The 12,843-nt window shown below is 41.3% G+C and carries 11 protein-coding genes and 2 rRNA genes; 8 read left to right on the forward strand and 5 right to left on the reverse strand.

All coding sequences use genetic code 11. The features are described 5' to 3' along the window. Positions 1-47 precede the first annotated feature (47 nt). From T8I65_RS06680 to T8I65_RS06710, 7 genes are all read left to right on the forward strand, one after another. Positions 48-2,882, forward strand: a 23S ribosomal RNA gene (locus T8I65_RS06680). A gap of 162 nt (positions 2,883-3,044) precedes the next feature. Beyond that, a 5S ribosomal RNA gene (gene rrf / locus T8I65_RS06685) occupies positions 3,045-3,154 on the forward strand. A gap of 223 nt (positions 3,155-3,377) precedes the next feature. Further along, positions 3,378-3,911, forward strand: coding sequence for a DUF6252 family protein (locus tag T8I65_RS06690; RefSeq protein ID WP_322302619.1), 534 nt, complete (start codon positions 3,378-3,380; stop codon positions 3,909-3,911). A gap of 6 nt (positions 3,912-3,917) precedes the next feature. Next, positions 3,918-4,976, forward strand: a complete 1,059-nt coding sequence (locus T8I65_RS06695) for a hypothetical protein (RefSeq protein WP_322302620.1) — start codon at positions 3,918-3,920, stop codon at positions 4,974-4,976. A gap of 314 nt (positions 4,977-5,290) precedes the next feature. Continuing rightward, a complete protein-coding gene (locus T8I65_RS06700) occupies positions 5,291-6,691 on the forward strand; it encodes a tetratricopeptide repeat protein (RefSeq protein ID WP_322302621.1) in 1,401 nt (466 codons plus the stop codon). Further along, a complete protein-coding gene (locus T8I65_RS06705; RefSeq protein WP_322302622.1) occupies positions 6,692-7,057 on the forward strand; it encodes a sensor histidine kinase in 366 nt (121 codons plus the stop codon). It begins immediately after the preceding gene. 113 nt (positions 7,058-7,170) lie between these two features. Further along, positions 7,171-7,827 (forward strand): response regulator transcription factor, encoded by a 657-nt coding sequence (locus T8I65_RS06710; RefSeq protein WP_322302623.1) that lies wholly within the window; start codon positions 7,171-7,173, stop codon positions 7,825-7,827. Positions 7,828-7,846: 19 nt separating this feature from the next. Here the strand turns inward: T8I65_RS06710 and T8I65_RS06715 are convergent, their stop codons facing one another. The 3 genes from T8I65_RS06715 to T8I65_RS06725 all read right to left on the reverse strand — a co-directional run bounded on the left by T8I65_RS06715 (position 7,847) and on the right by T8I65_RS06725 (position 10,329). Then, complete coding sequence (locus T8I65_RS06715) at positions 7,847-9,094, reverse strand: IS256 family transposase (RefSeq protein WP_322300584.1); 1,248 nt, start codon at positions 9,092-9,094, stop codon at positions 7,847-7,849. A gap of 121 nt (positions 9,095-9,215) precedes the next feature. Continuing rightward, positions 9,216-9,644, reverse strand: a complete 429-nt coding sequence (locus T8I65_RS06720) for a DUF4268 domain-containing protein (RefSeq protein ID WP_322302624.1) — start codon at positions 9,642-9,644, stop codon at positions 9,216-9,218. A 1-nt stretch (position 9,645) separates the two neighbouring features. After that, the gene (locus T8I65_RS06725; RefSeq protein WP_322302625.1) at positions 9,646-10,329 is read right to left on the reverse strand and encodes a ZIP family metal transporter; all 684 of its coding nucleotides are present in this window, start codon (positions 10,327-10,329) and stop codon (positions 9,646-9,648) included. Between the two features lie 107 nt (positions 10,330-10,436). Between T8I65_RS06725 and T8I65_RS06730 the strand changes: the two genes are divergently transcribed. After that, positions 10,437-11,594 (forward strand): THUMP domain-containing class I SAM-dependent RNA methyltransferase, encoded by a 1,158-nt coding sequence (locus T8I65_RS06730; RefSeq protein ID WP_322302626.1) that lies wholly within the window; start codon positions 10,437-10,439, stop codon positions 11,592-11,594. On the opposite strand, the gene T8I65_RS06735 is transcribed toward T8I65_RS06730, so the two are convergent. Both T8I65_RS06735 and T8I65_RS06740 read right to left on the reverse strand, forming a co-directional pair. Further along, entirely contained in the window at positions 11,591-12,295 is a 705-nt protein-coding gene (locus tag T8I65_RS06735; protein WP_322302627.1) for a DUF6048 family protein, read from the reverse strand. The genes T8I65_RS06730 and T8I65_RS06735 overlap by 4 nt on opposite strands. Further along, positions 12,276-12,842 carry a DUF6452 family protein gene (locus T8I65_RS06740; protein WP_322302628.1) on the reverse strand — a complete coding sequence of 189 codons (567 nt, stop codon included), beginning with the start codon at positions 12,840-12,842 and terminating at the stop codon, positions 12,276-12,278. Before T8I65_RS06740 ends, T8I65_RS06735 begins: the two co-directional genes overlap by 20 nt. Between the last annotated feature and the right edge of the window lies 1 nt (position 12,843).

Consider the following 12,843-nt stretch of genomic DNA (forward strand, 5'->3'; position numbering starts at 1 on the left):
TTCTGTTCTAGCGCAAGTTAGGATAGATTAGAGCATTAAGCAAAGCGCATACAAGCTAGATAAGGGCGTATGGGGAATGCCTAGGCTCTCAGAGGCGAAGAAGGACGTGATAAGCTGCGAAAAGTCGTGGGGATTGGCACATACAAATTGATCCGCGAATATCCGAATGGGGCAACCCACTATATTGAAGATATAGTATCCGCAAGGAGGCGAACCCGGAGAACTGAAACATCTAAGTACCCGGAGGAAGAGAAAACAATAGTGATTGCGCTAGTAGCGGCGAGCGAACGCGCAGAAGCCCAAACCAATGAGTTTACGGACTTATTGGGGTTGTAGGACTGCAACATTGTTTGTACAATGAATTAGAACAAGTTGGAAAGCTTGGCCAAAGACGGTGATAGCCCGGTATAGGAAAGTTGATATAAAGCATAGCAGTATCCTGAGTAGTGCGGGGCACGTGAAACCCTGTATGAATCCGGCGGGACCATCCGCCAAGGCTAAATACTCCTGAGAGACCGATAGTGAACCAGTACCGTGAGGGAAAGGTGAAAAGAACCCTGAATAAGGGAGTGAAATAGATCCTGAAACCATACGCTTACAAGCGGTCGGAGCCCTTTAGTGGGGTGACGGCGTGCCTTTTGCATAATGAGCCTACGAGTTACCGTTGCCAGCAAGGTTAAGCAGTTCAGCTGTGGAGCCGTAGCGAAAGCGAGTCTGAATAGGGCGCTTTAGTTGGTAGTGGTAGACGCGAAACCGTGTGATCTACCCTTGGGCAGGTTGAAGCTGTGGTAACACATAGTGGAGGACCGAACCCGTTGACGTTGAAAAGTCTTGGGATGACCTGAGGGTAGGGGTGAAAGGCCAATCAAACTCGGAAATAGCTCGTACTCCCCGAAATGCATTTAGGTGCAGCGATATAGATAGTTTTATAGAGGTAGAGCTACTGATTGGATGCGGGGGCTTCACCGCCTACCAATTCCTGACAAACTCCGAATGCTATAAAATGTTTCATATCAGTGAGGGCATGGGTGCTAAGGTCCATGTCCGAGAGGGAAAGAACCCAGACCATCAGCTAAGGTCCCAAAATATATGTTAAGTTGAAGAAACGCGGTTGAACTGCCCAGACAGCTAGGATGTTGGCTTGGAAGCAGCCATTCATTTAAAGAGTGCGTAACAGCTCACTAGTCGAGCGGTTCGGCATGGATAATAATCGGGCATAAACATATTACCGAAGCTATGGACTATAGTTTACTATAGTGGTAGGGGAGCATTGTAACAGAGATGAAGGTGAGTCGCGAGGCTTGCTGGATTGGTTACAAAAGAAAATGTAGGCATAAGTAACGATAATGCGGGCGAGAAACCCGCACACCGAAAGACTAAGGTTTCCTCAGCTATGCTAATCAGCTGAGGGTTAGTCGGGACCTAAGGCGAACCCGAAAGGGGTAGTCGATGGACAAGCAGTTAATATTCTGCTACTTGCCCCACGTTAAAGCGGACGGAGGCGTAAATTTGGTGCGTACTGACGGAATAGTACGTTGAAGGGAGTGGTAACACCCCGATAGTACACAAAAGCTACGGCCGGCGTGATAATCCAGAGGAGCGACTTCCAAGAAAAGCGAGTGGAGGCAACCCGTACCCTAAACCGACACAGGTAGTTGGGATGAGAATTCTAAGGTGCTCGAGAGATTCATGGCTAAGGAACTAGGCAAAATTGGCCCGTAACTTCGGGAGAAGGGTCGCCCCCCTTATGGGGGGGGCCGCAGTGAAAAGATCCAGGCGACTGTTTATCAAAAACACAGGGCTCTGCTAAATCGAAAGATGACGTATAGGGCCTGACACCTGCCCGGTGCTGGAAGGTTAAGGGGAGATGTTAGCATTAGCGAAGCATTGAACTGAAGCCCCAGTAAACGGCGGCCGTAACTATAACGGTCCTAAGGTAGCGAAATTCCTTGTCGGGTAAGTTCCGACCTGCACGAATGGTGCAACGATCTGGATACTGTCTCAGCCATGAGCTCGGTGAAATTGTAGTATCGGTGAAGATGCCGATTACCCGCTGTGGGACGAAAAGACCCCGTGCACCTTTACTATAGCTTAGTATTGACTTTGAACAAGTGATGTGTAGGATAGGTAGGAGACTTTGAAGCTGCATCGCCAGGTGTGGTGGAGTCGTTGTTGAAATACTACCCTTTACTTGTTTAGAGCCTAACTTCCAACGGAAGGACAGTGCTTGGTGGGTAGTTTGACTGGGGTGGTCGCCTCCAAAAGAGTAACGGAGGCTTCTAAAGGTTCCCTCAGCACGCTTGGTAACCGTGCGTAGAGTGCAATGGCAAAAGGGAGCTTGACTGAGAGACATACAGGTCGATCAGGTACGAAAGTAGAGCATAGTGATCCGGTGACACCGCATGGAAGGGTCATCGCTCAAAGGATAAAAGGTACGCCGGGGATAACAGGCTGATCTCCCCCAAGAGCTCACATCGACGGGGGGGTTTGGCACCTCGATGTCGGCTCGTCACATCCTGGGGCTGGAGAAGGTCCCAAGGGTTGGGCTGTTCGCCCATTAAAGTGGCACGCGAGCTGGGTTCAGAACGTCGTGAGACAGTTCGGTCTCTATCTACAGTGGGCGTTAGAAATTTGAGTGGACCTGATCCTAGTACGAGAGGACCGGATTGGACGAACCTCTGGTGTATCTGTTGTTCCGCCAGGAGCACTGCAGAGTAGCTACGTTCGGAAGGGATAAGCGCTGAAAGCATATAAGCGCGAAACCCACCACAAGATGAGATTTCTTTAAAGGACCGTGGGAGACTACCACGTTGATAGGCTATAGGTGTAAAGGCAGTAATGTCATAGCCGAGTAGTACTAATAATCCGTAAAGCTTGATGCGCGATGGCTCTGAGGCCTTAAAACCTCAGAGCCGCCAAATGCTTATTTTATAGTTGTAGTACAGGTACTTGTAACTTTTTTGTTTCTTTAATTATGTCAACGATATTAGTTCTAATCTAAGTAATTAGAACAGTTTTAAGCTCGAAGCTTATAACTTACCTTTTAAGGTGGCTATAGCAACGGGGCTCACCTCTTCCCATCCCGAACAGAGTAGTTAAGCCCGTTAGCGCAGATGGTACTGCTGTATTGTGGGAGAGTATGTCGTCGCCTTCTTCTTTAAAACCCTTCATCATATCGATGAAGGGTTTTTTTATGTAATAATGTGAAGGAAACTTAAGTTAGATTCATCCTTTACAATGACTTGCGCCTTTCCTGATTTCTTTCCTTATAATGTACATTAATCCCAATTACTTCAATTTTAGGGCAATTGCCGTATTGAAACGAAACACTCCTCTTCTTAGTTTTATCCTTCAATTATTAACCTAATCTCAATAATATGAATGGATTTAAGTTTTTTAAACAGTGTCTTTTGTTACTGGCACTCTTCAGTTTAACCTTATCAAGTTGTTCTAAAGATGATGATGAGAATGCCTCCGGCGATGGCGGTGGAGAAATGACTGCCAATATTAGTGGCGTGGGTTCTTTCAAGTCATTTCCAGCATCATCCAACGCTGTAAAACAAACTATTGCCTCCACAAGCACAATGCTGGTTGTACAGGGTACTAATTCCGATGGTCATGGCATTACTATGACAATTATGGGATATACCGGCGAGGGAACCTATGATTTCACTTTTGGATCTGTTAACTCAAGTTCTGCGATTTACACGAAAACCGATGTAAACAATCCTATGGATACTCAAAGCTGGTCTTCCCAGTATATGACTGGATCCACAGGAACTATCACTATTTCAGAAGAAACAGATCAAGGTGTTGAAGGAACCTTCAGCTTTAAAGGCAAAAACGGAAATGATGACACTATAAAAACAATTTCTGAAGGTAAATTCAACGTTAACTTTTTTTCCAATTAAAGAATTATGAAAAGGATCATCGTATTATTTATTATTTCAGTTATTGCTACCAACAGCTTTCACGCTCAAAGTCTGGGTGATTATAAACCCTGGATCACAAAGTATGGAACTAAAAAATTTAAAGATGCCAACCAAAAGGTTTATATAAGTGAATTTAATATTCATTATCAAATCTATAATGAAGTTATAGATTATAAACAAGGTGGAAAGATGTTCCACAGTGGTGTTAAAGGCGATGCTACTGCGGAACTTGCTGTGGGTCTTGGCGGTGTTAGTGAGGAAGCTTTGATAGCTACTACAGATAAGTTATACCAGGAATTTACCGAGTTACTCAGAGCAAAAGGATTTACCATCTTATCCTCCGCAGATGCTGCGAATATCGAAGCTTATTCCGGCTGGGCTAAGTCTACGGGAGGTGAAGTAAGAAAATCTACCATCCCGGGAATTGTCACCGTTAGTCCCACTGGATATGACTATTATTATAAAGTGAATAATAAGGGAGAAGAAAAGAAAAAAAGCAAATTTGCTGCGGCTATGGGTAATACTAACGATAAAAATGTTTCTAAAGAACTGAATGACGCAATTGTAGCCAATGTAAATCTTTATGTAATTTTCGCCGACTATGGTAGTGGTTTTGCCCCTGGTGGTGCCAAGGTCAAAATTAAACCAGATCTGAGATTGACAGATATTTATACTGTGGCAAACAAGAAAACTAAGGGTTTTAGGTTTAAAGGTTCACAAACGAAAGATAACGTAAATAGTAAGATCACCTTCTTTTCAGGTAAAATGGGAATGAATGCCAAGGCTAATTTTATAGGAGCGCTCAAAAAGCCTATAGAAATAGACGGAGTGGTAAGCGAAGATAAATTAGTAACATCTGCCTACGGAGATATCGACATGGTTGGTACATCGAACGCTTATTTTAAAATCTATAGTGCCGAATCTAAAACCGTAAACGATCTTAAAACTCTGGAAGTTGATGGTGATAAATATGCAAATGGAAGCTATATGGCCTGTAAAAAGATGCTGCTTGACCAAACCAATACTTTCCTCTCCAGCTTTTAACCTTTGAGTTTATTCATACAGGGCCGATTTCTTCTATCGGCCTTTTTATTTTTTACAGCTATGCCAGTGATAATCATATTTTGCTTTCTTCTCCTGTTAGCGATCGCCTCTGAGTTAAAAAAAAATAGAATATCCCGGCAGGCATGCAACACAGATATTAGTAACCTTCAATCACGAATTTTGTATCTGGAAGCACTGAAAGATCGTAGGGAAAACTGCCTGAGGCAGTATAATTTACTGAAATTCAATATTTCAGCTGTAATTAATTGTTTGAATAGTTTAAATTAGTAATCAACTAACCAATCAATTTTCTTATGAAGCAACGATTACTGCTCGTAATTTTTGTTTATACCTTAAACACGATGTTCGCTCAACAACAAGCGAAAATAGATTCTCTGAATTCCCTTACTCTCCAAAATTCAGCAATTTCCTCAGAGACTTTGTTAAAAATTTTTCAGCTCAATCTTGAGAATTCCAAGGTACTGGAATACGATCGTGGTATTGCGGGTTCTTACTGGCAGCTTTCAACCTTACATGCATACAAAGGCGATCTTGATATTTCAATAGACTATATGCTGAAGTCGATCAAAGTTTACGAAAAGATTGGTGATAGGGAAAAAGTGGCAGATGGTTACGGGGAGCTGGGATACCGTATGAAAAGGGAAGATCTGGATAAGGCCCAGGAATACATGTTGAAGGGTAAAAGGATTGCTGAAGAGCACAATTATGAAATGGTAATGAGCCGTATTTATAACAATTATGGTGTTATTAAAGAAATGAAGGGGCAGTTGGATAGTGCTGAATTTTATTATAGAAAAGGTCTTAAAAAAGTTCTTAAAATAGATTTTAAAACCGGTATTCCTTATAGTTATAGCAGTCTGGCCGGAATTCTGGCGCAGCGCGGTGCATATGACAGTGCAAGATATTATTTTGAACAGTCTAGATCATTACGTATCGATATTCAAGATCGTAAAGGAATTGCTGAAAATTATACCCAAATTGGAGAGGTGTATCTCGAAGAGGGCAATCCGTCTTCAGCTATCAAAAGCTTTCGTCAGGCTATTCCATTAGCCCTGGAAGAAAATTATAATTTCCTGGCTCAGTATACCTATCAGAAAATGTCTGAAGCATTTAAATTCAGGAATAATACGGATTCTGCATTATTTTACCTTGAAAAGTATAATGTCTTTAAGGATAGTATCAACTCCATTGACGTGAAGGAGAAGATTGCGGAATTGAATGTGGAGTTTGAAACGGAGCAGAAAGAAAATGAAATTTTAGCACAACGGGCGAAACTGGCCGAAAATGAACTTCAGCTTCAGAAAAGAAATTTTATCATCGCTGGAATTTTAATTCTTACAGCACTTTTAGCCGTACTGGCTTATCTGGTTCTTAAAAGACAAAAGTCAGAAAAAATAAGGTTGAAAAAAGAAGGTGAACTACAAGTAGCGATCGCCGAGCTGGATACACGTAATAAACTAGAGAAGCAACGTCTAAGGATAAGCCGCGATTTGCATGATAATATAGGCTCTCAGCTAACGTTCATCATCTCAAGCCTGGACAACCTGAAGTACAGACTTAAGGATTCTGATGCGATCATACTAAAAAAAATCGATCAAATTTCTACATTTACTTCCACCACCATCAATGAATTGCGGGATACCATCTGGGCAATGAACAAAGAAACTATTACCAGAAATGAATTGCATGATTGATTGAAAGACTTGATCTATCAAGCCAAACAGTCCAGTGAAATGATTGATTTCGAACTAAACTTTGATCCTGGTCTATTGAAGATTGAATACTCAGCATTAGACGCCATAAACATGTATCGTATAATCCAGGAATCCTTAAACAATGCGATTAAGTATTCAGAGGCATCGACAATTAGTGTAGAGGAGATCTTGAATGATTCTCGTATTGAATTTGTCATAAAAGATAATGGAATTGGTTTTGATCCTGAGGACACTGGAATAGGCTTCGGGTTGCTTAATATGCAGAAACGGGCAAAGGAGAGTAACATTGATCTGGAGATCTGGTCACGACCAGGGAAGGGAACACGAGTTACTCTCCAAAAATAGGTAGATTGACGTATTGTAAATAAACAGAAGTCCTGCTAGATTTAGATATCCAATTATTGGGGATTTGGATACACCTAATTCCGCAGGTACTAATAACCTGCGGAATTTTTCGAATGAAGAATATTAACTTAGCCATATTAGACGACAATATTTTTCTCATCAAAGCTCTTGAAGAGAAGATATCATTCTTTGATGATTTACATCACAAATTTTCCTTTACTAAAGGCCAGGATTTGCTAGAAAAATTAGATGAAAACTCCAACCTGGACTTAATTCTTATGGATATAGAAATGCCAGGATTAAATGGCATTGATTGTACGATGCTGCTCAAACAAAAATTTCCTCACATAAAGGTTTTAATTCTCACAGTATTTAATAATGACGAATATATTTTTAATGCAATAAAAGCAGGAGCAGATGGATATTTCTTAAAGGATACGAAACCAGAAGATCTTTATAAGGGAATCATAGAAACTATCGAAGGTGGTGCTGGCATGACCCCTGCCATAGCAAAAAGAACTTTACATCTACTAAGAAATCCTCAGGCGATTAAAAATAAAAAACTTCAGGAAAAGGTTTCTTTGTCTAAACGGGAAATCGATGTTCTGGAATATTTAGCAACTGGTTTGAGTACAACGGTCATTGCTGATAGGCTGTTTCTTTCATCAAACACTGTTCGAAAGCATGTAGAAAATATCTATAAAAAACTTCAGGTACATTCCAAGATTGAGGCAGTAGATGTTGCCAGGAAATATAACATGGGAGTGTAATTTAAACTCTGTCCGGTCCTCAGCCCCTCCGGGGGGTACCCCCCGGAGGGGCTGTGCTCAAATCGAGCGGCATGCGGCCCTCAAATTTAATAAAAAATTGTTGGGCGGTCGTTGCCCAGTTCTGTAATGGCGATGTCCACTTCTTCTGAATGTTCATGGTCGCCAGATAGATCAGCTTCATAAGGGCCATGTCGCTGGTGAACGCGCCCTTGGTCTTGGTCACCTTCCGCACCTGCCTGTGGAACCCCTCTACGGCGTTGGTGGTGTATATAATCTTCCTGATGGGGGCGGAATATGCGAAGTAGCTCGATAGGTTCTCCCAGTTGTCGTTCCAGCTCTGGATGACCACCGGGTACTTCTTGCCCCATTTTTCCTCCAGGTCCAGCAGTTCGTCCTCGGCCTCCTCCTTGCCGTTGGCCCTGTATACCAGTTTCAGGTCGCGCATGAACTCCTTTTGGTCCTTGGAGGCTACGTACTTGAGCGAGTTGCGTATCTGGTGCACGATGCACAGTTGGACATCGGTCTTTGGAAAGATGCTCAGGATGGCATCGGTGAACCCTTTCAGGTTGTCCGTACAGGCTATCAGTATGTCCTGGAGCCCACGGTTGTTCAGGTCGGTGAGCACTTGCAGCCAGAAATTGGCCCCCTCGCTTTCCGAGATGTACATGCCCAGCACGTCCTTATGGCCGTTTTTGTCGATTCCCAGTATGTTGTAGATCGCTTTGTGGCGGACCTTGCCGTCCTCCTTGACCTTGTAGTGCATGGCGTCCAGCCAGACGATACAGTACATCACGTCCAATGGCCTTCGCTGCCATGCCTTGATATCGGGTATGATCCGATCGGTGATATCGGTCAGCACGCTGTGCGAGATCTCGGTATCGTACATTTCCTTGATATGGGCGCAGATGTCCCGATAGCCCATCCCCAGACCGTAGAGGCCGATTATCTTGTCGGCCAGGTTGTCCGCCAAAATGGTCTGTCGCTTTTTTACGATCTCGGGCTCGAAGCTGCTTTGGCGGTCCTGGGGCGTTTTGATCTCGAAAGTACCCACACCGGTCTTCAGGGTCTTTTTGCCCTTGCCGTTGCGCTTGTTGCCCTTGAGACGCTCATCATCGTCAAGATGAGCCTCCATCTCGGCCTCTAGGGCCTTGTCAAGGAAATTTTGGAGCAGCGGTGCAAAAGCGCCGTCCTTGCCGAAAAGGCTTTTCCCAGTCGTAAATTGTTCAAGTGCTTTTTTTTCAATGTTGTTCAGTTCTTCCTGTGTCATTTTTCAATCTGTTTGAATATTAATATAAAAAATCTATTCAGACAGAGTTTAAATTACACCCTCTATAACATTATATAATTGCCAGGATCTACAGGGTACAGCAGTCCTTTATAGAAATGAATTAATTTTTTAAAAAGTCTTCAAAATCTTCAAAAAACTCCTCCATCTTCAGCATATTTTCAGCCAAAAATTCTTTTACATCTGGCCAGTCTTTCTGGCGATGTATATTGACTCCTTCTTTTTCTACAAAAATTCTTGAGATCATTTTACCTTCCGGTAATTCGTATTCTTTTTCATACTGAATATTGGGAAGATAAGATTCGTTAAGAACCGTTTTTAGTGATTCTAATTTTTCGAAGTAGTAACTTCTGATAAATTTATCCTGGTCGATGATGTCAAGCGATACCATGGCAAATTTTCGTGTAAAGGAAAATTTTAATTGAATCTCCTTTATTTTGGTATTGTACAAAAGCCATTTATGAGGAAACTCTTTACCGCAGCTGGTCCAGAATTCCTGTCTGATCTTTTTTGATTCTTCGTGGGAAAACATATTAGATAAAATAAGCAAGTAAAATCCCTAATATTATAACTCCCAGTTTAGAAGCATTGAAGGAATGATTTTTAGAGGATTCAAATAGGATCGTAGTAGATACATGAAGAAAAATACCAATAACTACTCCGTTGATCTCATCTGCATATTGGCCAATTTCAGGAATATTGTTTTTGAGCCAGTTTCCAAGGGGCGTCATGGCAGCGAATAAAGCCAGGAATATAAAAACCTTTGGTTTGCTGAGTTTACTCTGTACCAGGAATACTGAAAGAATTGCTGCAACGGGTATTTTGTGGATTACAACGCCATGCAAAAGGTGATTATCATGATCCATAGGAAAACCTTCAAGCAAAGAATGTACACTCAAACTAATTAGAAGTGTAATTGGAAATGCTGCAGAATCTTTATTATGGTGCATGTGGCCATGTTCGGCGCCTTTCGACAAAAATTCCAGCACAATCTGCAATAGAAGTCCTAGCATGATGAATACACCAATATCCTCATTAGAAGAACCATAAACTTCTGGAAGCAATTCCAAAACAGTTACAGCTAGAAGATATGCTCCACTAAATGCAAGTAATAATTTGAAGCCCGAAGAACTTCCTGGTTTTAAAAATACTGAAATGATATATCCAGCGAGAACAGCCAGGATGGGTAACAGGTAAATATATAAGCTTTCTGGCAACTTGAAATTCAATTAGGACAGGAACCAAGGTTTAGATTGAAGTATCCTGTAAATATTATAGTATGGGGCAAAATTACTTTATTTTTGTGGTTCTTTAAAGCAGTACTATGGATAACTACAGAATGATCGCCAAGACTTTATTTGGCTTCGAATCGATATTGGCAAAAGAACTTTTGGATCTTGGCGCAATGGATATCAAAGAGGGTAACCGAATGGTGAGTTTTGTTGGTGATAAAGGCTTTATGTACAAAGCCAATTTATGTCTGCGCACCGCTATTAAAGTTTTGAAGCCATATGAAAGCTTCAAAGCAAATTCTGAACAGGAACTTTACGATAATATCAAAAAACTACCATGGGAGAAATTTTTAGATGTGGAAGGTAGTCTTGCTATAGACTCCGCTGTGCATTCTGATATTTTCACGCATTCACAATATGTAGCTTTAAAATCCAAGGATGCAATCGTAGACAGATTCAGGGAGAAATTTGGTAAAAGACCAGATGTGGATCTTGATTTTCCAGATTTAAGAATTAACATCCATATTGAGAATAATTTCTGTAATGTATCTTTCGATAGTTCTGGAGATAGTCTGCACAAACGAGGTTATAGAACAGCGACCAACATCGCACCTATAAATGAAGTTTTGGCCGCGGGCATGTTATTGATGTCTGGATGGGATGGACAATGTGACTTTTTAGATCCTATGTGCGGTAGTGGAACAATCCCAATTGAGGCAGCTATGATAGCGTGTAATATTCCGCCAAACCTAAATCGTAAGGAATTTGCATTCGAAAAATGGAATGACTGGGATGAAGATCTTTATGAAAAGATTGAAGCTTCAGCAATGAAGAAGGTGCGTGATTTCCATTTCAAGATCAGAGGTTATGATAAGGCTCCTTCCGCAGTAATGAAAGCGAAGGATAACGTGAGCAATGCCAATCTGGGTGATTTTATTGAAATTGAACAGAAGAGCTTTTTCGAAAGTGTAAAGCAAAATGAGGGTTATCTACATATGCTTTTCAATCCACCGTACGGTGAGCGACTTGAGATCGATATTGAAGATTTCTACGGAAAAATAGGGGACACCTTAAAACAGGGATATCCTGGTACCCATGCCTGGTTTATTGCAACCAATTTTGAAGCGATTAAAAGTGTTGGGCTGAGAGCTTCCAGAAAGATAAAATTATATAACGGACCACTTGAAGGACGTCTTCTGAAATATGTACTCTACGAAGGTTCGAAGAAGAAGAGTAAGCAGGTAGATTAACTCCTTGCTTTTTTATAGAATGGGATCATGTAACTAATGGAGTAGCCAAAACCTGCTCCAAATTCACTGGCATCATAAGTTCTTCCAAAACCGGGAATCGCAAGATTATCCAGATTATTAGGTTCGCTCTGACTAATTCTTCTCTTGAGCTGAACGTTGGCAGATAAGTATAGATTATTAATTATCTCCACCTTGATACCTACCATAACTTCAGCCCAGCTTGCCGTAAGTCCGGTAGATTCAATTTCTTCAGTATTGATATTTACACCATAATAATCTGTCGAAGTATAGATAGTATATTCTTCCAGTGTTTGTGAAAAAGTGGCGAAACCATAACGAACACCCACAAAAATAACATTTTGCATATCCAGCCAATTCTCATAGGCATTGTAATCTCCACCCAGCTTTATATAGCTTCCATTGGATAGGGTTTGAATATTATCCCCTACAAAAGTTATCTTTTCGTTTCCAAGTTCTGCAGCAACATAAAAATTGTCGTAGAAACGATAGTCTCCAACTAATTCAATACCACTATAATTGTCATCAAAGAAACTTCTTATGGGTTTACTAATATCTACTCCAACCCGAATCCCGTACTTTTCATTGTAATTTATGGTATCCTTTATGCTAGATTGTTCCTGAGCGCTTGAAAGGAGTGACGTGCAAAAAATTAGAATGAAACTAGAAAAATATCGAAACATGGGCATTATTTTGATCGTCAATATTAGTTTCCAGAATCTGTATGTTTTGCATCCAGGAATCGTCTTCGCCACCTTCTAAATTTACCTTTAAGCCAATGTAATTAGCTTTATAGGCGCAGGCACGATTTAAATATTCCTCCTGGACGGTATATGAAAAACGTAGAATATCTGTGTTTTGCGCATTTTCTTCGTCTTCCTCTTCATCAGGATCTTCTCCTTCTTCAAGAGTTTCCGCAGTATTTAATATAAATTCAAGGTTCGTTTCACCAGAATCTGTTCGCAACGGGATCGCAATACTATCCTGTGAATATCTAAAATAGGTGATGGTGCTGCTATTACTTCTAATGCTAACAAAAGTGGTGTCATCTCCAACCTCACGAATACTTAAATTCTGAGGAGCTTTGGTTAACTGCTGATCTTCAATATCATAAAACCTCAGAATCAGAAATGGAGTGATATCAGCCGATTCCGGACAAATATCATCTCTCTGGCATCCGGCTAGAAAAACCAAAGAAAGTAAGCCAAAAAGTAAATACCTGATGTTCATT

Source organism: Christiangramia sp. OXR-203 (genome assembly GCF_034372165.1).
In the GTDB taxonomy this organism is placed as follows: Bacteria; Bacteroidota; Bacteroidia; order Flavobacteriales; family Flavobacteriaceae; genus Christiangramia.